Annotated in this window: 17 protein-coding genes; 4 read left to right on the forward strand and 13 right to left on the reverse strand. The window is 61.6% G+C overall.

What is annotated here, in order from left to right; all coding sequences use genetic code 11:
• Positions 1–328 precede the first annotated feature (328 nt).
• The 4 genes from HY696_08930 to HY696_08945 all read right to left on the reverse strand — a co-directional run bounded on the left by HY696_08930 (position 329) and on the right by HY696_08945 (position 5,664).
• Positions 329–781, reverse strand: coding sequence for a response regulator (locus HY696_08930; GenBank protein MBI4238521.1), 453 nt, complete (start codon positions 779–781; stop codon positions 329–331).
• A 331-nt stretch (positions 782–1,112) separates the two neighbouring features.
• Positions 1,113–1,958, reverse strand: coding sequence for a shikimate dehydrogenase (locus HY696_08935; protein MBI4238522.1), 846 nt, complete (start codon positions 1,956–1,958; stop codon positions 1,113–1,115).
• Complete coding sequence (locus HY696_08940) at positions 1,955–2,875, reverse strand: bifunctional riboflavin kinase/FAD synthetase (GenBank protein ID MBI4238523.1); 921 nt, start codon at positions 2,873–2,875, stop codon at positions 1,955–1,957. The genes HY696_08935 and HY696_08940 overlap by 4 nt, the downstream gene beginning before the upstream one ends.
• Positions 2,876–2,880: 5 nt before the next feature.
• Entirely contained in the window at positions 2,881–5,664 is a 2,784-nt protein-coding gene (locus HY696_08945) for a PDZ domain-containing protein (GenBank protein MBI4238524.1), read from the reverse strand.
• A gap of 410 nt (positions 5,665–6,074) precedes the next feature.
• Between HY696_08945 and HY696_08950 the strand changes: the two genes are divergently transcribed.
• Positions 6,075–6,884 carry a class I SAM-dependent methyltransferase gene (locus HY696_08950; protein ID MBI4238525.1) on the forward strand — a complete coding sequence of 270 codons (810 nt, stop codon included), beginning with the start codon at positions 6,075–6,077 and terminating at the stop codon, positions 6,882–6,884.
• A 50-nt stretch (positions 6,885–6,934) separates the two neighbouring features.
• The gene (locus HY696_08955; protein ID MBI4238526.1) at positions 6,935–7,678 is read left to right on the forward strand and encodes an alpha/beta hydrolase; all 744 of its coding nucleotides are present in this window, start codon (positions 6,935–6,937) and stop codon (positions 7,676–7,678) included.
• Between the two features lie 6 nt (positions 7,679–7,684).
• Here the strand turns inward: HY696_08955 and HY696_08960 are convergent, their stop codons facing one another.
• The 5 genes from HY696_08960 to HY696_08980 all read right to left on the reverse strand — a co-directional run bounded on the left by HY696_08960 (position 7,685) and on the right by HY696_08980 (position 12,923).
• Complete coding sequence (locus HY696_08960) at positions 7,685–7,969, reverse strand: type II toxin-antitoxin system RelE/ParE family toxin (GenBank protein ID MBI4238527.1); 285 nt, start codon at positions 7,967–7,969, stop codon at positions 7,685–7,687.
• Positions 7,966–8,220: a type II toxin-antitoxin system Phd/YefM family antitoxin gene (locus HY696_08965; GenBank protein ID MBI4238528.1), complete on the reverse strand. Its 255-nt coding sequence runs from the start codon at positions 8,218–8,220 to the stop codon at positions 7,966–7,968. Before HY696_08965 ends, HY696_08960 begins: the two co-directional genes overlap by 4 nt.
• A gap of 59 nt (positions 8,221–8,279) precedes the next feature.
• Positions 8,280–10,061, reverse strand: coding sequence for a hypothetical protein (locus HY696_08970; GenBank protein MBI4238529.1), 1,782 nt, complete (start codon positions 10,059–10,061; stop codon positions 8,280–8,282).
• A 56-nt stretch (positions 10,062–10,117) separates the two neighbouring features.
• Complete coding sequence (locus HY696_08975) at positions 10,118–11,308, reverse strand: hypothetical protein (protein ID MBI4238530.1); 1,191 nt, start codon at positions 11,306–11,308, stop codon at positions 10,118–10,120.
• Positions 11,309–11,555: 247 nt separating this feature from the next.
• Positions 11,556–12,923 (reverse strand): IS1380 family transposase, encoded by a 1,368-nt coding sequence (locus HY696_08980; protein ID MBI4238531.1) that lies wholly within the window; start codon positions 12,921–12,923, stop codon positions 11,556–11,558.
• 295 nt (positions 12,924–13,218) lie between these two features.
• On the opposite strand from HY696_08980, the gene HY696_08985 reads away from it, so the two are divergent.
• Positions 13,219–14,922, forward strand: coding sequence for a hypothetical protein (locus HY696_08985; protein MBI4238532.1), 1,704 nt, complete (start codon positions 13,219–13,221; stop codon positions 14,920–14,922).
• On the opposite strand, the gene HY696_08990 is transcribed toward HY696_08985, so the two are convergent.
• The gene (locus HY696_08990; protein ID MBI4238533.1) at positions 14,923–15,738 is read right to left on the reverse strand and encodes an NAD(+)/NADH kinase; all 816 of its coding nucleotides are present in this window, start codon (positions 15,736–15,738) and stop codon (positions 14,923–14,925) included. It abuts the gene before it with no gap.
• Positions 15,739–15,786: 48 nt separating this feature from the next.
• Between HY696_08990 and HY696_08995 the strand changes: the two genes are divergently transcribed.
• Positions 15,787–16,305 carry a nicotinate-nicotinamide nucleotide adenylyltransferase gene (locus tag HY696_08995; protein ID MBI4238534.1) on the forward strand — a complete coding sequence of 173 codons (519 nt, stop codon included), beginning with the start codon at positions 15,787–15,789 and terminating at the stop codon, positions 16,303–16,305.
• On the opposite strand, the gene murA is transcribed toward HY696_08995, so the two are convergent.
• Genes murA through prfA form a run of 3 tightly spaced genes read right to left on the reverse strand, consistent with a single transcriptional unit; the run spans position 16,302 to position 19,533 of the window.
• Positions 16,302–17,552: a UDP-N-acetylglucosamine 1-carboxyvinyltransferase gene (murA, locus tag HY696_09000; GenBank protein MBI4238535.1), complete on the reverse strand. Its 1,251-nt coding sequence runs from the start codon at positions 17,550–17,552 to the stop codon at positions 16,302–16,304. The two genes, HY696_08995 and murA, sit on opposite strands and share 4 nt — an antisense overlap.
• The gene (prmC, locus tag HY696_09005) at positions 17,552–18,469 is read right to left on the reverse strand and encodes a peptide chain release factor N(5)-glutamine methyltransferase (protein ID MBI4238536.1); all 918 of its coding nucleotides are present in this window, start codon (positions 18,467–18,469) and stop codon (positions 17,552–17,554) included. The genes murA and prmC overlap by 1 nt, the downstream gene beginning before the upstream one ends.
• Positions 18,466–19,533, reverse strand: a complete 1,068-nt coding sequence (gene prfA, locus HY696_09010) for a peptide chain release factor 1 (GenBank protein ID MBI4238537.1) — start codon at positions 19,531–19,533, stop codon at positions 18,466–18,468. The genes prmC and prfA overlap by 4 nt, the downstream gene beginning before the upstream one ends.
• Between the last annotated feature and the right edge of the window lie 35 nt (positions 19,534–19,568).

Consider the following 19,568-nt stretch of genomic DNA (forward strand, 5'->3'; position numbering starts at 1 on the left):
CGCAGGAGGGAAGGGTCAACCCTTCCCCCCCGCAACAGCGGGTCCCCCCTATCCCAGCGCCCTACGGAGCGGGCTCCCCGCCTCGCTGCGCTCACAGTCGTTCCGCAGATTTTGCTAACACGCTCTCGCTCCTCATCCGGATAGAAACAAGAGGCCCGGCAGGGGCACGAGGGGGTCTGCGGGCGAGTCTGAGCGAGGGAGTACTATGGTGTCGAAGCTCGACCGAGCGAAGTCTCAGTGAGCCGAGCGCCGTAACGCGAGGCGAACGGCCCGCGGACCCCCTCGTGCCCCTGCCGGGGTTTTGATTCAACGTTGTGATTTGGGTTTATTACAATCGCCACTCGGTCACATTGGGTGCGTCTTCTTTTTCGCTGCAGGAATCTTCGCTCAGGTCTTGGAAGAAATTGTCGTCATTCTTCAACAAGTGCGAGATCAGACGCTGAATGTCGGTGATGTTGTGATACGGTTTGTAGAGTAAGTGGAATTTCGGAGAGCAGATATCGAAATGTTTGACGTTGCAGTCGTAGCCGGTCGTCAACAGCAGTTGGGCGTTGGGCTGATATTGATAGACCAGCTTTGCGATCTCGTAGCCGTTCCGATCGTTCATCACGATATCGCTGATGACCAGATCAACCGGTTCGCTCGCGAGCACGGCCTCGACGGTTTCGAAGTCGTTCGTCAGGCAGTAATTACATTCGACGATGCCGCGAAAGACCTTCTCCCAGACCCGGAGATAGATCGGATCGTCGTCGATAATTACGACGCGTGGTGGTCGATGCATCCCTTCTGGATTCCCTGTTCCCATAGTGCCGCCCCCTGTGTCGGAGAATATATACAAGGGCCGTGCCATCATTCTGCGACGTAGCAGCGTTGTTAATCCCTGAAAATTCCACGGCTAATTTTTGTCTAGATTTTCACTCCTGCGCTAGATCCGGGTGTTGCGACACAGGGCAGAGGTGCGTTTTAACCTTGTGGGGACCTCGCATAATGCCCCATCTGCGTCGTTGCCCAGCCAGCCGCGATCCTCACGTACAACCGAGTACGCTCCGGTCGCGGCTGGCCGGGCGCCTAGCATCTGGGGCATTCTTCAAGGTCCCCGACAACTTGAATTATTACAGATGCCCTTGTGTGATGCGTCGGAGGACCGGGAGGGCTGCGGTTTTTCCGGTCCAGAGGTGGAAGCTGAGGGCGGCTTGTTGGAGCAGCATTTCTCGGCCGTCGCTGCAGCGTACGCCGGCGCGGCGCGCAGCGTGCAGAAAGACGTTGTCGCCAGTGCCGTAGCGGACATCGAGCAGCGTGAGGCCGGCCGGCCGGCAGCGGGTGGGCCAAAGCAGCGCGCCACGGCCGCAACGGGGGGCGGCGCTGGTCTGGACGAGTAGGTCGCTTTCCAGGCAGGCGGCGCGCAGCGTGGCGGGCGTGAGTGGCTGAGCCGCAATGTTCGCGCGTGGAAAGTGGCGGCGAAATTCTCGACCCAGTCGCGTGGCATGGCTGCACGTGCGGTTCAGCAGCGTGAGCGTCGCGGCGCCGTGTGCCAGCACGGCCGCAGTGACCGCGCGGGCGGTGCCGCCGGCGCCGATCACGGTGACGCGGAGGCCGCGCGGCGTGCGACGATGCGTGTGTTGCAGCGCTGCGAGAAATCCGGCGGCATCGGTGTTGTATCCCACGTAGCGACCGCGGCGGAGGACGATCGTATTCACCGCGCCGATCTGTTGCGCGGTCCGATCCAGCCGATCCAGCAGCGGGATCACGGCGCATTTATAGGGTGCCGTGACATTCAGCCCGCCGACATCGGTGAGGCGCATGCATGGGATCAAGTTCTTCAAGTGACGGCGTTCGACTTGAAACGGGAGATAGACGTAATCGAGTCCGTGGTGTTGCAGCAGCGCATTGTGGAGTGTCGGCGAGAGACTTTCCGCCAGCGCATTGCCGATGATGCCGAGGACGTGTGGGGTGTTCATAGTTGATGATAGGCCCGTGCCGCCGCGACGTCTTGGGCGATCTGTCGCGTGAGATCGTCTACGCATTCGAAATGAATGTCGCCCCGCAAGCGACGCAGGAAGCTGACTTCCAGCTGGGTGATATCGGGTGGACATGCCGTTAACAGATGCGTTTCGACGACGAGTCCGGTGCCGCCGAAGGTCGGATTGTGTCCAACGTAGGTCACTGCCGGCAACTGCGTGGCGGCGTGCAGTGCCCATGTGACATAGACGCCCGTCGCGGGGAGGAGTTCGTTGCTACTGCGCACGTTCAACGTGGGGAAGCCGAGTTGCCGTCCCACGCCGCGTCCTGTCACTAACGTGCCGCCGATCGTGTAGGGGCGACCGAGCGCGGTCGCGGCGGCTTCGACGTCGCCTTGTTCGATGCAGTGTCGTAAATAGGTGGAGCTGACTAAGATCGGTCCGCAGAAGACGGGTTCGATGACGTCCACTTGCAATTTGTGCTCGGCCCCGAAGCGTTCCAAGTCGGCGACGCGGCCCGCGCGCCGTTGTCCGAACGTGAAGTCATACCCGATCACGACCGCGCGCGGTCGGAGGCGCTGCCACAGGATTTCTGTCAGGAAGGCCTGCGGCGGCAGCGCTGCGATCTCGGGAGTGAAGGGTTCCACGACCGTTGCGTCGAGCCCTGCGGCTGCCAACGCCTGGAGGCGCTGCGGCACCGTTTGGAGCATCGTCAGTTGCAATGCCGGCGCCAACACGCGCAGCGGGTGCGGGTCGAAGGTGTACGCCACGGACGCGCAACCCCATCCGCGCGCCTTCGCGACGACATCGCGGCAAATGGTTTGGTGACCGATATGGACGCCGTCGAAATTGCCCATCGTCAGCACGGCGCCGTGCAGTGCGGGGGGGAAAGCGGCTGATCCTTGAATGATTTGCATCACGCTCACTTTAGTGCGGTGTTGTGGCCGGCGCCGTCGGCGCGATAGATAGTCCAGGTGCGGCGTGCCATCAAGTTGTGCTCGTCGCGCGCCGCGATCGTGACGATATTGTTGCCGGTCTTCAGCGGGAGCTTTGCCAACATGTCGAGGACGTTCGTCTGTTGCGGATTGGCCTGATAGTAGACTTTCTCTTCGCCCACGAAGACGAACACATCTTTCACCCGCTGATCATCGGTGACACGACCTTGTAAGCCTTGTTCGGCCGCCGTGGTGCTGCGCGGCCATGCGGTTTCGGCCAGTTCGATCGTCGGAGCGCTATACCAGGTCCCGGCCGGCGGATCGATTTGCGCCGATGCGACGGTCAGCACGATCTTATCGGAGACCGATTCGAACAGCGCCGTGTCGGTGATTGCCAGTTCTAATTTGAACGTCGCGGCGTCGAAGCCCGGATCGAGATGGAATTTGAGCGTGGCCGTGGCCGACTCGCCTGGGGCGATGGCGCCCAGTTTCGCACGCCCGAGTTCAATGTACGGTCCCTTGCCGCCGGAGTTCTTGATCGCCACGACCGGTTCGAGTGCCGTGCCGCGTCCGATATTCTTGACTTGGACCACGAGCGGCACGGACTTGTTGATGGGCAGTCCGGCCGTGATGCGTCCTTTGGCGTCCGGCGTGCCGAGGTGATAGCTATACGCAAACTGCGGCCGCGTGAGGCCGTTGATCGGGACCAACGCGGTGAAGCTGCTCGGCACGTTCCCATTGCCTTCTTGGAATTCGATGGTGACAGGGAGTTGTTCCGTGACCATCGCCTTTTCGGCCTTGAACGGCACTGCCCAGGAGCGTTGTTCTCCCGCGGCCAACCGGCCGAACAGGAATTCTTTGTTGTTCAGCGCCGAGACGTCGGCCGTGGTCTGTCCGATCAGGCGATAGAACGTCCCTTTGCCGACATTCCGCGCGGTCAAGACGAGTTCGCCTTCTTCCCCGGCTTGGATCGCCGGCACGTGGCTTTTGCCGCGTTGCAAGTGGTACGTGACTTGGAGTTGGGGCGTGTCTGGCGAAGCGGTCAGTGACCAATCGATGCCGAGTGTCGCCAGTTCCTGTTCCAACTTTTGGGTTTCGATCTGTTGTAACCGCCCGACCACGCCGTCGAGGTTCTCCCATGGCTGCCCGGGCGCGGGGGCCAATTCGGCGAACAGGCGTTTTGCAAAATCCACGGCGAAGTCGTCGGTTAAATTCAACGCATTCGAATACTCGCGTTTTTCGTCGCCTTCGCCCGGCAATTCTTCCACCGGTTTGACGTGGCGCAGCCGGATCGCGGCATTGCGCGCGGCATCGGGATGTCGTTTTAGGTGCCGCTCCAAGTCGCGTTCGCCGTAAAATTTGTCTTCCAACAAATTCGGTCGTTTTTTGTCGATTATCATCGGGTCGAGTTCTACATCGGGGCTGATCCCTATTTCCTGAATGGAACGGACGCCCGCAGTCAGATATTCGGCAATCGTCAGCTTTAGCGCGCTGCCGTCGTGCAGATCGTAGACGGTTTGGACCGAGCCCTTGCCGAACGTCGGGGCGCCGATCACCAACGCGCGCTGATGTCCTTGCAACGCGCCGGCGACGATTTCCGACGCGGAAGCCGAGCCTTCATTGACGAGAATGACGATCGGATACGCAGGCTCGGTGTCAGCGGTCTCGGCTTCGTACTGCTCCAGGAAATTGCTGTGCGCGCCGACGGTCGAGACGATCGTCCCTTGTGCGAGGAACACGTCGGACATCTCGATCGCTTGGTCCAACAGTCCGCCGGGATTATTGCGCATGTCGAGGATCAACCCGTCCAAGTCACCGGCGCCGCCGCGCGGGACCGCGGCCTCCGTCCGGGAGGCCTCCCGATTTGCGAGCCCGCGGGCCCGTTTGTGTAACTCCGTTAATTGGGTGCGCAGATCGGTCATTGTGTTTTCTTGGAAACTTTTCACTTTGACGTAACCGAGGCGCCGGCCGCGGTCGGCCAGTAGTGTGGATTGGACACTGTCGATCCGGATCACCGCGCGTTTCAACGCGACGGCGATGTTGGGTTGATTGTCGCGCTCCACGGTGACGGCAATCGTGGTGCCGACCGGCCCGCGTAATCGGTCCACCGCTTCGGTCAGTGTCATGTTGGCCGTGGAGTCTTCGCCGATTTGGATGATGCGATCTTGCGCCTTAATCCCGGCGCGAGCTGCCGGCGTTCCTTCAATTGGCGCGATGACGTTCAGTCGCCCGTCGCGAATCCCGATCACGATTCCAATCCCGCCAAAGTTCCCTTTCGTCCCGATCTTGAATTCGCGATATTCCTTGGGCCGAAGTAGGTTGGAGTGTGGATCGAGCGTCCGGAGCATCCCGTCGATCGCCAAATATTCCAACTCATCGCGTTCCGTGTCGCCGTGGTAGTTTAAATCGATGAACGCGAAGACTTCGCGCAGCGCTTCCCACAGGTCGCTGAGGTTCTGGACCTTGGAGACGCTGAACTTGCGCACCGCTTGGCCGATGGTCAGTGTCAGTTGGTCGTTGGCAAACTGGGCGAGGATCTCCGGGACGTCTTGTTGGACCTCTTTCAGCGCGCCGGTCAGCATGGCGCTCGCGGCGATCATGTCGGGCTGGACGTAGTTCTGGCGGACGAGTTTCAAGATGCGCGGCGTGAGGCGTGCCTCGGCCAATGACGGCGGGGCCTCGTCGGCGGCGCGCGCGTGGGGCGAAATGCCTAGGGTAATGAGGCTGATCCCGAGGGCGGAGAGAGCAAAAAAGCGACTATAATGCAGCATGTTGGCGGATCATAGCGAAACGCCCCGCGAGTGGCAAGAAATCTTCGGGGGATTTGTTCGTTTGAAGAACGTGTAATGCTGGGTGGTCTTAATACGTGGGGCCGGGGTCTGGGGCCGGTCGTCCCCCCGGGTACGCGGTCGACTCGCCATCGAGGCGAGTCGCCGCTCGCCCTCGCCGTTTTCGTCATTAGATTTCGCAAGGAGAAAACGGCTGCGAGAGCCCCGGAGGGACGACCGGCCCCGGACCCCGGCCGTGATGTAACGCACTCTGCTCGTACGGTCTGTGCTCTCTCTTGTGCATGACGGCGTTCGTGTGGCATCTGTTTGCACCGTAATGCCATCCCAGCCGGATGAGTGGATGGTTCTACATTGATGTGTGCGGGTTTCTTGTCGGTATGAGGTGAGCGCACATGAAAAAACCAGCACTCAGTGGAGCACTGCTGGATCTTCATACGGATATTCTGCCCTGTTTGCGGGTGCAGAATTGCGTGTATGGGCCGTTTGATTATCCCTTCCTGCAGGCACAGATTCAGGCCGCTCACGCCCGACGCGTGCTGGATGTTGGTACGGCCGATGGGTCGTTCTTGCGGGAGCTCGCGCGACAATTGTCGGAGGTGCTCTTTCATGGCATCGACGCCAATGGCGCTCTCGTACAGCACGGACGGCGACAGGCCGCTCGTGCCTCGGCAGGCAATATCACGATTACGGACGGATTCTTCGACCATCGATTTTCCACGACACGCTATGATCTTATCATGGCGCGCTTCGCCATCGAGCATGTGCCCGATGTGAAAAATTTTCTCGCTGCGGTGGCCGCGCGGCTGCGTTCTCGTGGACGTGTGGCCATAGTCGAATACTATGTCGAAATAGCAGGCATTGAAGATCCCACGTGGCGCGAGTTTCGAGCGCGAGAGTTGCGGCTCTATCGGAAGATTCACTCCCATCCGCAGTTGGCCTTTCAACTGCCCAGTCTCCTGGCGGATGTGGGGTTCACCAATGTGCAAACGAGTCTGCACGTCGTGTCGCCGTCCACGGTGGGGTGGAAACAATTTGCGGCACTGGTTGGCGTCTACACGTCCACCTATGCCACAATCGATCGTCGCCTGTGGTCGCCGCCATTCGTCAAAAAAATCCAAGCCTGGTTGCGATCCGGCCACCATGTTTCCTCGCGTCGCGAACCGTCGTTCCTTATTTCTCATACCGCCGCGCGGAAAAAATAGCAGAGAGCCGACGAAGCAATGGATGCATTGTGTGAGCGCGGAGTGCGGAGATGATGACCATTGTGTTGCTGCCGGGAATGGATGGTACGGGCGTGATGTTTGCGCCATTGGTTGCGGCGTTGGGGCCGGCGGTTCGAGTGCAGGTGGTGTCATATCCGACGACGGTGCCGCTGGATTACGCGGTGCTAGAAGTGCTCGTTCGTGCCGCCCTCCCCACGGACGGTCCCTATATCCTGCTTGGTGAATCTTTTTCGGGCCCCATTGCTGTGGCACTTGCGGCCACGGCGCCGCCGCAGCTCCGTGGTGTCATTTTGTGCTGCACATTTGTCCGCAACCCGCGACCACTCTGCGCCTTTTTGCGCGCGTTGATCAAAATCGTGCCATTTGCGCATGTGCCACGCTGTATTCTGGTTCATCTGCTGTTGGGAAAATATGTCACGCCCGCTCTTTGGGCGATGTTGGCGCAGGCGTTGGAAGCAGTTTCACCCGCAGTGCTTCGTGCGCGGCTCCAGGCCGTGCGGTCAGTTGATGTTGCGCTCCAACTGAAAGCCATCAAAGTGCCAGTGCTATTGTTGCGCGCTTTGCACGACCGTGTAGTGCCTCGTGCCGCATCACGGCTGATCTCGCTATGGTGTCCGCACGCGAAGTGCGTAGCCCTGGATGGGCCGCACTTGCTGCTGCAAGTTGCGCCGGTAGTCGCCGCGCGCGTTGTGTTGGAATTCGTGCGGGATGCGAGTGAAGAGCGGGATCCAGACGGAGTGAACAGTCATCTGAATAGTGGCCGTGCACGGTAGTTCGCCTCAGCGGCGGGGGCGGAGCAATCTGGTGATGGTGTCGTAGATTTCGCGTCGATGTCCGACTCCAATGACGACGACCGTAATGATCCGCTGTTGGACTTCGTAGACGATTCGCCAATCGCCGACGCGATAGGACCAGAGGCCCTGCAATGGCGTACGCAGCGGTTTGCCCAACGATGGTTGTGTGGCGATCCGTTGGAGGGCGTTAAAGATGCGCAGCCGAACCCCGCGATCCAGCTGTTCCACCGCGTGCTTGGCGGGTTCCTTGAAGAGGACCGTGTAGGTCACTTGAGCAGGCCTCGAAAGACGTCTTTCATGGGATAGGTCTTCTTCGAACGGCGACTGGCGCGAATTTGTCGCATCAGGTCGTCATCGGCGAGGACGGCCAATGTTTCGCGCAGCGCATCCCACTCTTCGGGGTTCACCAGAATCCCTGCCGATTTGCCGTTGCGAGTCAGTTGGTAAATCTCGAAGTCCTCGACTTCGTCCATGACTTCGCTCAAGCGCGCCTTGGCCTCACTGAGGGCAATCGTTTTCATGACTATTAAAGTAGTCTGAATATTGGTCTGTTGTCAAATGCGGATTCTGCGGGGACTCGCTATGCGGTGCTGCGGGGCGGAGCCTCCGTGTACCAATGGTTGACGTCTTCGTTCCTGCCTGCGGCGCAGAGACGAGCGCGGAGGCGGCGGCTGATGGGGTGTTTGGTGGGGGCGAGAGCGGGCGAGTAGGCATCGGGTCGGCTCTTTGCGACGGTGAGACGAAAACCGATCGGCGTTTCGTTAATTCGCACGTCCAGAATTTGTGGAAACAGAGGGAGCGGCTGGTCGCGTACTGCGGCTTCGTAGCGGTCGCGCGCGTTCGCAAAGGGGTGATGATAGAGCCAATACACCAGCGACTGGCGTGCTAACACGACCGCTCCGCCACCGATCAATGCCCCTGCCCCCGCTAAGACGATCGCCAGTCCGGTCAGCCCTGCAGTGAAGAGACCCACCGTGAGTCCCAGGGCCGCTCCGCCGATAGCGCCAATGGGAGTGATGCGACGATCGACGGCATATTCGATACTGCGGAACGCCACCTCTCCAGAAGGAAACGTGCGTGACAGGATGACCTGCAGGCTCGGTTCGAGGACGTCCCAGATGACGCGTGCAGCGGCGCGCGGTTTCGCTGCCAATTCGGGCGGGAGCGAGATCTCAATCGTCCGGGGGTCGCGCTGACCGAGTACGGCGATCGGAGCTTGGAGTGCTGCGAGGAGTTGTAGGCCGACTGTCGTGCGTTCCGCATGGGTCTGCTGTGCGGTGAGAGTGAGCAGGATTGGGGCGTTCACGGTGCGCCGCGCCTCTACTTTAGCTGACTCAAGGGCTGCTGCGTCGGCGTAGCGCCGATCCGCGTCTGGTCCCAACACGGCACGGACGAGTGCGGCTAACTCAGCACGGAGCGTTGCATCGTCCCAGTCGAGTAATGCCAGCATTGTTGCTCGGGTCCAGAGGTTCACGAGGTGAATGGTCTGCCAGGAACGCGGGATTGGGAGTTGCCCATCAAGGTGATCACTGAAGACCGCGATGCCTGGAGTCCCCTCCAGTTGCGTGGTCGGTGGAAGTCGATCTGGTTGCGGTGAAAAGACCTGCACTGCGTCTGGTGGGAGCCCGATGATTGCGGCCGCAGCGACTAAGCGGGGCTGAAGTTCGTCGATCCAATCTCGCCGTTCCACCAGTGCGGCAATGCGGTGTGGCCGCGTACGCTGGACGATCGCGTGCAGCAGGACATCGGCCCCACTGGGGCACACGACTTGCGTGGCGAAGTCAACGTGCTCCGCCAATGCCGGGGCGATGCGAAGCAGCGCTCGAGTGAAAATGTCGTACAACTCGCGTCCGGGGGCATACATGCTGGGGAAGCGAACATTGGTCTGGCTCACGCCTCCGGCCGCAGCGGCGCCGTCGGCGAACACGACGAGGCTTTCCGGGACTGCGATATTCCACAACGCCGTGGCTGGATCTTGGGGATGCGCAGCGTGGATGTCCGCCATCGAGAGTGGCGTGACGGCGCGTCCCGTCTCGGTGCCTAGAATGGCGGTGAGTGCTGCCAAATACGGTGGGGGCGTGGCCTTCGGATCGTAGACGAGTGTGATCGGGCGTCGCGGTGGGGTGGGTGATCGCAAGACATCGACCTCCCCGACGCCATCCACGCCGGCGAAGGCTCCAAACGGGAATCCGCTGTGTGCCTTGCTGAACGCTGCAAAGGGATGACTCGACTCCGTCGCAAATCGATCGGGACCAATGCCCGGCTCATGACCATGCACCTCGCGCGCAATGGCTCGTGCCACGCGCCGCGCGCCGAACCCATTTACGCTGATGCCGCCTCGACCTATCGTGCCCGCGCCCATCCACCCTCCAGGTGCATATATATAATGATGCGGCTAATCGAGTTATCCGACTTGTGTCAAGGGGCGGGGTACTGCGCCACAAAGCGCTGTAGATTGTCCCGTTTGAGTGCGGCGATAAATGCCCGCATGCGTCGCTCGCTGTGAGATATTCCCATAACCCGATCGATAATTCGTCGCAGGGCCGCGCTATGGGCGTTTCCCAAGTATGGCCATCGTGAAGCGTCAGACATGCCAGCTGCTTGAAGCATCAAACGGATATTGGTCGCGCGTTCTTTCATCCACTGCGGATCGTGCGCCGCATCGAGCTCCTCAGAGGATGTGCGGAACTCATCTGCGACTACGGCTGCGACGAGACCATGGTATGAAGTGAGCACCTTTCCCGCTGAACTGAAGAGCCACGGATCATCGGCCGTGCTGATCCCTGGCAGCCATTGCGGTGTGAACCGCGCGACGGCGTTAGGCGCTTGACCAAATGCGGGGGCAAAACGCCGCCACACGTGCGCCAGCACTTGTTGGGTCACGTCCCGATGTGCGGGTTCGACATACACGACGATGAGTTCGCGGCGCTGCAAATGACGGCGCAGCGCGGCGGCGGGCTGGATGGGATGCGGGCACTTGCAATCCAATTCCCCTCCGGAGGCTGCGGTATGCAGGATTAGCGTACGCCAAATTGCTGGGGCGAGGCGCGGATCGACATCGAGATAGAAGCGTGTGATGCCATCAATGGGGTGTGCCCAACGATTGCCGGAAACATTCGTCCGTCCGTACAGCCAGGTCTGGTGATCCGTCGTGTCTTCTTGTCGGATGAGCTGTAACTGTGGTTGCGGAAGACGCTGCTCCAGGGCCGGCGTGATACCCGACAATACCCGCTGATACTCCTGAATCGAGGCTGCGCAAATGGGGCGCCGCAGTCTGTCACTGCCCGTGATCCACGCATAGACAGCGCGTTCGTCCGGCAGTCGGTGGCGTTGCTGTTGAAACCGGCGGGCCCACTGGAAGCATGCACCAACATCGCGGATGAACGTGTGCATACTGGAGGTCGCATGGCGTCCGTGCCATGCGGCGCGGCCCAGGACGCTGCGCAACGTCTTGGCGAGTCCGCTCGTATCCCCGAGATCATAGAGCGGGCTATGATGAAAGAGATCGCGGGCAGAGAGGTGTGGCGCAGAGTCGCTGCCCGCGCGAGATTTACAGTGCGTCGCGCGCCGAGACGGACGCAGGTGCCGTGGTGGCCTGATGGGTCCCATGCGTCTATGGTATCGGTGAGAGACGGCGAAAGTTGCGTGCCGCGCTGACCTAAATCCGTCAGTAGTGAAATTGGCACGGGAAATCAAGCGGATGGACGCCATAAAAACGGGCATTTGGGGACCGCTGGCCGGGGACTGTGGTCAGGTGTGCGTCTACAACGCGGACCGCGTGCGGTTGGCAGGCGAGACGGCCCTCGTGCGGACGCACGAAGGCCGTGGCCGTGCGCGTGCGCCATGCCGAGAGCGGTTACAACGTGGCGAGACGCTGCCGGGCGTGCTGATAGATCGGGACCGCCGGATGGCCGCGCGCCAGTTGGAGCCCGGTGCGTCGGGCGTGCGTGATGACGCGGCCCGCGAGACCGAACAGCCGGAAGCGCAAGGTCTTGAGCCGGCAGTAGAACCACGTGGCCGGCAAGGCCAAGAGCTTCAGGCATTGCACGAGATTATGGGCGAGGCACGTGAGGCGCCACCACGCGGCATTCGCGCCGAACGTGCCGCAGGGAAACGTGTGGCCGGCATAATCGTGTTTGAGACGGGCAATGACGTGTTCGATCGTGCCACTGCGTTCGTGATGCCACCAGATCAGGCGTTCGGCCTGCCAGTTCATATTCGTACAGACCGCGTGGTAGCTGTAATCGCCCGTAAAAAGATCGGGCTGCGTCGCCGGCGTGCGGATGACGAGATAGCGGTAGCCCAGCATGCGCTGACGGATCTCGTGTTGCGCGAGGCCTGCCGTGCTGAACGCGAGTTCCGCGTACTCGACGCCGGTCGGCACCACGCCCTGCGCAGTGACCGTGCGGAGCGGCTGCCACGCGCTGTCTGGCAGCGCGTGCACGAAGCGCATCAAACCACGGGAGCAATCCGCGCTGATCGCAAACGGAATCTGGTGCGGCGTGCAGTAGTCCATGACGTCCCACTGATACCACGCCCCGTCGGAGCGCAAACAGAACGGCAGACCGGCCGGCAGATTGGCCACACACCGCTGCAGAAAGCGCAACGCGTCCGTATGCGCCGGGACATTGCCGTCGCGGAACTCCTCGGCAACAATGAGCTGCGTCTCCGCCCAGATCGCCTGGATCGGTTGATAGCCGGTGCCGCCTTTGTAGGTGCCGAGGCAGGATTGTTTCTCGGACCACGCCACCGTGGCATCCACATCGAGCGTGATCCACCGCGGGCGGCGGTGCGCCACCATCTGCTGGATCGTGTGCCGATGCACGGCATTGAGCGCCGCCAATGCCGGACCTTCGGGCGGAATCACGGCGGTGCCAGGCACGCGCGGCGTCGGGGTCGGTTCGTCAAACAAGTGCAAAAAACGGCGGATCGCGGCGGGCGACGGCAGTCCCGCCGGACTGTACAGCGCCCTGCTCGCATCGGCGGCGAGCCACTGGACATCGTCCATGCACGTGCCGCCCGCCACCTGCAACGCCACGAGCGCCTCGACGATCGTCGTCTCGGCCCAGCCGCGTTCTTTGAGCCGCAGCTGCTGCGCCACCACGCGGTCCAAGCCCAAGCGCCGATAGGTCTCGCTGATCAGCGGCAGCCCCGCGAACGCCGTCAGTTTGGGATCCCGCTTTTTTGCTTCCGTCAGGATGAACGGCAAGATAGTCTGCGCCATCAAAGACCCCTCTTTCTGTGTGGAACGCACTGCCGTTGTGCCACAGCACGACGCCAGCCGCCAGAAGAGGGTTCTTTTTTTTGCCTGTTGTTTGCCCGTGCGACACGCCACCGGCGACTCGCACCTCGTGGGTGCGACGCGAAGAAAAATTACCACTCAGAAATCCGCAACATCACTCACTGTCGGAAAACAAAGTGACGGATCAAGGCTGAGTTGAGTGCGCATGGTCATATGCGCATCATGCCGGTTTCGTTATGCACGAGGCACGAAACTCACCTAACCGCAGGAGGCTCGGATGCAATGCCGCAATCGCAGTGTCGTAGGGATGTTGCTACTGTTGGCCGCCTGCGGTGGGTCGGGCGGCGGCAGCGCGGTGTCCAGCGCCTCGCCGGAGGTGCAGCAAGCGATCGACAATGCCGAGAGTGTCGATAAGACCATCTATGTGGAGCTCAGCGCCGGCAGTGTCGAAGGGGTGCGTGAACGGATGGCGGAGGCCTTTCCGGAGGTCGCCACGTTAATGGCGGGCGGCGATTCGGGACGGGCGGCGATGCTCGAAGCGTTCACCGGGACGCCGGCCTATGTGGATGATGTCCGCCTCGCGATCTATGCCCATGCGCTGGAACAAATGGGCGACACGGCGAGTCTAGCTACGCTGCGCACTTTTCTCGACGAGAATATCTCCGGCGATCTGTATCTCGCGCCGCAATTCATCACGCATGCGATTCGGTCGCTGGCGGGAGAATCTACCACCACGCTGTTTTTCTCGCCCACGGATATGGCGGCGGCGGTGGGGAGTGCGAATCTGGCCGCGCGGACGGCGTCGGCCCGTGCGGTAACGGCGGCCAGCCTGAGCTGCGCGCGGGCCGTGGCCGTGCTCGATGCCCAGGGTAACGTCGCGACCTATCTGGATGATCACGGGGACCCGCAACGCGCGGTGTTGGTCGGCTATGAATTTACTGCGTCCCGTGTTTCCGATGAAGAAGCTGCGTTGCTGATCGAGCAGGTGACCACCGGCGGTGGCACCTACGTCACTGATAATACGGAATTCCGCGGCGTGCCGTCCGGACAATTCAATTGTGGCGGCTATGCCTTCCGCAGCCTCAATAACGACGATAAATGGCGCCTCGATCCTGCGCTGGCATTTGAGGTCCTCACGAAGACGGGGTCGCTCGTTGAAGTCAGCGAGTCCGAGGCGCGGGCCGGCGACAAGGTGTTTTATTTTACGTCGGCGGCGGCGACCCGGCCGGGGCATGTTGCTGAAGTAGACAGTGTCAGCGGTCTCATTTCACAGACGATCACCATTCGAAATGCCGACAACAATACAGGTCTCTGGGAGGCGCCGATTAATGCCGCGTATTTTTCTGGATCGTGGATTCCCGGCAGTTCGGCGCGCTATCCTGTGCGCAAGGTCTATCGCTGGGCCGGCGGCGTAGAGCCCGTCGTGGGCCACGATCCCTCCGCCACCGGCACCGATTACTGTGATCCCTTGAGCCAGGGATTATCCGCGAACGTCGCTATCATCGGCTACAGTGTGACCTTCACGCCGACTACGGTGACCGGTGCCAATAACGGCGAATACACCGGCGATGTCCATCTCACGGATGTCGTCGGTATCACTGCATATGAAGGATCGGGCTCCTCGATGGCGTTAGCGCTGATGCTGTTCGATCGATTGTCGATAGCCGGCGCCGGCGAGTACACGCTCAACACGACAGATAATGTCTTCGATCGGCATACCGGCTCCGCAGCGCTCTCCTTTACGAGTCCCTCGATTACGAATGCCGACGACGGTTCGTCCGTCGGCTTCGAATCGACCGGTGGTTCCGTGACGCTCACGTCCTGGGGCACCGCGATCGGCGATCAAATTATCGGGACCTATCTCGCGACGGTGTCCGGAACGCGCGTTACCGGCCTCGATGCGTGGGGGAGTCCGCAATCAGAAACGCTGACCGGTACGATCAGCGGCAGCTTCAATGTGGAAATTACGGCTGGCAATTAATTAGCGCCAATAGATATGCAATGGGCGGTCGGCGTTGCGGATCGTGATTTCGGTCCCTTCGGGCGCGGGATATTGGATGTGGGCGCCGTCGATGGAGATGGTGCCGTGCGGAGTGAGGGAGAGGAGGCGGAGTTGCTGGCGCGGGGACAGCACGTCGCCGCGAAGGCGATAGCTGCCGTTCGGATGATAGGGTTCGCGCACCAGATATTGAATGGCGTCGGATTCCAACGGGAGGGCGCGTCCGCCGGCGCCGAGCATGGCCGCAGTGGAGCCGGCCGCCGTCCCGACCCAGACGCCGGAGCTACGCTGCGTTTCGCGGTGGCGCCCGATGCACAAACGGTAATCGCTGATCGCGGCGGGGGAGCCGTGCGCGAAGAGGCATTCGTTGAGGATCAATTCCTCCAGCGGATGTTCGTTCATCGTGGCGCGGAGTCGGTGCAGCTGTTTCGGCTGTAAGGTCCGCTTCAAGATGCGCTGCAGATAACGATCGAGCGTAGTGCGGGTCGCTGCGCAGAAATGGCCGACACTGGTTTGTCCGAACGACTTGACGCCCAGGATCGGTTGAGTCGTTGCGAAGTGGGATGTGGCGAGCACGGTGCCGTCGCCGCCGACGGTGATGACTAAATCGACGTCGGCGATCGGGCCGAGTTGCTCCAGTGGGATGGCGCGAAACGGGAGGGAGCGGTGCTGCAATAATTGGTAGAGATGATCGAGCGTGCGCACGTGTTCCTGCGCCGCATGTGCCGGGATGCGCCGCGAGGCCCGCGGGGCCGGTTTGTAGACAATGAGGATGTTGCCGAAGGCCTTGGAAGCCACGGATCGGCGTGATAGCGGGTCTTTCGAGGGCTGAGAAGGGAAATATTTATGCGCATCGCCATCTTCGGCGGCTCGTTCAATCCGGTGCATCTGGGCCATCTGGCGATGGTGCGCTGGGTGTTGCGGCGTCGGCTCGTGGATCGTGTCATTGTCGTGCCGTGTTGGCGCCATCCCTTTGCTAAAGATCTCGCTCCGTTTGCGGCCCGCGTGACGATGTGTCGGTTGGCGTTGGCGCGCTTTCGCCGTGCCGAAGTCTCCACGCTGGAACAACGACTCGGGGGCGTGAGTTACATGGCGCGGACGGTCCGGGCGCTGCAACGGCGCTATCCTTCGGCGTGCTTCTCATTGCTCATCGGCGCCGATGTCGAACCAGAACTCCCGCGATGGCGCAATTGGCGCTGGCTGCAGCGTCATGTGGCGTTGATCAAACTCCCACGCGGCCCTCGGAGTCCGATCCCCAACGTCAGTGCAACGGCGATTCGTGCACGACTGGCTGCCGGGCAATCCGTGGCGGATGCGGTGCCGCGTGCGGCGCTGCGTTGGTTGCAGCAACATGCCGTATTTTAGCTGTGCACGCGTTCGATGCGGGCGCCGAGATTGCGGAGTTTTGCTTCGAAGTGTTCGTAGCCGCGGTCGAGGTGATACACGCGCTGGATTTCGGTGGTGCCGTCGGCGATCAGGCCGGCGAGCACCAGGCAGGCCGAGGCGCGCAGATCGGTGGCCATCACCGGTGCGGCGTGGAGCTGTTCGACGTGACGCACGATCGCCGTCGTTCCTTCCACCGTAATGTCGGCGCCGAGCCGCTTCAATTCCGCGACGTGCATGAACCGATTTTCAAATACCGTTTCTTCGATTCGGCTGCTGCCGCGTGCCGTGGTCATCGCGGCCATCCATTGGGCTTGGAGGTCGGTCGCAAATTCTGGAAACGGCGAGGTCGTGCAATCGACGCCGGTGAGTCGTGCTGACGCGGTGACGCGGAGCGCGCCCGGTTCTTCCGTGACCGTGGCGCCGGCGGCTTGGAGTTGCGTGATTAACGCGCCGACATGGGCGGGGATCGCGCCTTGGAGTCGCACGTCGCCGGCCGTCATTGCGGCGGCAATCATGAAGGTCCCGGTCTCGATCCGATCCGGGATGATGGTACACGTCGTGCCGTTTAATCGCGACACGCCGATGATCGTGATCCGCTCCGTGCCTGCGCCTTCGATCTGGGCCCCCATTTGGGTCAGGCACGCGGCGAGCGCCGGAATTTCCGGTTCGCGCGCCGCATGGTGCAAGACCGTGGTCCCCTCCGCCAACGTCGCGGCCATCATCAGATTTTCAGTGCCGGTGACCGTGACCTTGTCGAACGTGATCTCCGCGCCGCGCAACCGTTTCGCGCGCGCCACGATATATCCTTCGGCGATTTCAATGTTCGCGCCCATCGCGGTCAGCGCCTTCAAATGCAAGTCCAGCGGGCGTTCCCCGATCGCGCAGCCGCCGGGCAACGAGACACGGGCGAAGCCGCAGCGGGCCAACAATGGGCCGAGCACCAACGACGAGGCGCGCATTGTCTTCACGATTTCGTATGGCGCCGACGGCTCGGTCAGGTGTTCCGCTCGGATCCGGATGGTCTGACCATCCTGCCACGTAGTGCCGAGATGGGTGAGCAACCGCTCCATGGTGCGGATGTCGTGGACCGCAGGGAGTTGGTGCAACGTGACTTCGGCGTCGGTCAGTAACGCCGCGGCCATGAGTGGAAGCGCCGCGTTCTTTGCGCCACTGATCCGCACCTCGCCGTGTAATGGGACGCCGCCAGTGATTAAGAATTTGTCCATTATGCCTCCGCCGTAATGACCCGTTCTCGTCCGGTCAGATCGCGATGGATCTTTAGTGCAGTGTAGTGGCCGGTGGTTTCCATGCTACGCACAACGTGTGCGGCTTGGTCGTCTCCGACTTCCAGTGCGAGCACGCCTCCGGCTCGCAGCCAGCGCCACGCATCCTGGACGATTCGTCGCAGCAACGCAAGCCCGTCATTGCCGGATACGACAGCCGTTTGCGGTTCCCAGTCCCGCACTTCCGGCTGCAACGTCGGCCACACGGCCTCCGGGCAGTACGGCGGATTGCTGATGATCACGTCGTACGTGGCGGGGGAGGGTGGAAAGAGGTCGGCTTCGAACCACGCGATCCGTTCCTGTATCTCGTGCCGCGCGGCATTCTCGCGTGCCACGGTCAGTGCCGCCGCGGAGGTGTCGGTTGCGGTGATCCGTGCCGCTGGTCGCTCCAGCGCGAGCGTGATCGCAATGCATCCCGATCCGGTGCACAGGTCGAGCATCTGTAACGGCTGCTTGGCAACGGCCAGCGCGCGCTCCACCAATGTTTCTGTCTCCGGCCGCGGAATGAGGACATCCGGCGTCACGCGAAAATCGCGTCCGTAGAACGACTGTGTCCCGAGGATATATTGCAGCGGTTCCCGCCGCAGCCGCCGCGTTACGAACTGTTCGCATTGCCGCTGCTGTATGGACGTGAGTGGCTGACGCGCCTGCAGGGCCAAATCGACGCGCCGCCCCCCCAAACAATGCGCCAACAACCACTCCGCATCCACTTGCGGATCAGGCACGCCGGCGGCCGCCAGTCGGTCAGTGGTAGTGCGGAGGAGGGTCGAAGGGGTGACTGGTGACTGGTGGCTAGTGATTGGTGACTCGTGGTCCGCTCCCCAGCCACCAGCCACCAGCCACCAGTCACCCTTTGTCACGAGCCACCTCTCAACGCCTCCGCCTGAAAATAATCGCGGACACCATTCAGTAGCGGTGCCAGGCCACCTTCGAGGATGGTGTCCAGCTGATGCAGCGTCAACCCGGTGCGATGATCCGTGACGCGATTTTGTGGGAAGTTGTACGTCCGGATCTTTTCACTCCGGTCTCCCGTCTTCACTTGTTGGCGCCGCTCCGCCCGCATCGCCGCCTCTTGCGCCTGCTGTTGTTGCTCGAGCAACCGCGTGCGGAGCAGCTTGAGGGCGCGCGCCTTGTTCTTTAACTGCGAACGTTCCTCGCGACAGACCACAACCATGCCCGAAGGGATATGCGTGATGCGGACCGCCGAGTCAGTCGTGTTCACCCCTTGGCCGCCGGGCCCGGAGGCGCGGAACACGTCGACCCGCAGTTCCGATTCGTTGATTTGAACGTCGATATCTTCGGCCTCCGGCAACACCGCGACCGTGGCCGCGGAGGTGTGAATGCGTCCCGAGGCCTCGGTGTGGGGGACGCGTTGTACGCGGTGAACGCCGCTTTCATATTTCAGCGCGCTGTACGCCCCTTGGCCATGGAGCAGTGCGATCACTTCTTTAATACCACCGAGTCCGGTCGGGTTGGAGTCCATGACTTCAACTTGCCAACGGCGCTGTTCGGCGTAGCGACAATACATGCGAAACAGGTCCGCCGCGAATAGTGCGGCCTCTTCGCCGCCGGTCCCGGCGCGGATTTCCAACAGCACGTTGCGTTCGTCGTTCGGATCTTTCGGCAGCAGCAAGGTGCGCAACTCCTGCTCCAGCGCGCCGACCCGCGGTTCCAATTCCGCCTGTTCTTCTTGGATCAACGCCTGCAGTGCCGGATCCGACTCCGTCTGCGCCAATTCGCGATTCGCGGCCAACGCCGCAGCGGCCTGTTCGTACTGCTCGTAGGCCTCCATCGTGGCCTTGAGCCCCGCGTGTTCCTTGGCGCATTGTTGATACTGCCGCTGATCGGCCATGATCGCCGGATCGCTCAGCAACGTCCCCAGTTCCAGATAGCGCGCCCGCAATTTTTCCAGTTGTGTCAGCATATGAGGTATTCTGCGAAGCCCCCGACATAAAAAAC

It is taken from the genome of Deltaproteobacteria bacterium (assembly GCA_016210045.1).
GTDB lineage: Bacteria > UBA10199 > UBA10199.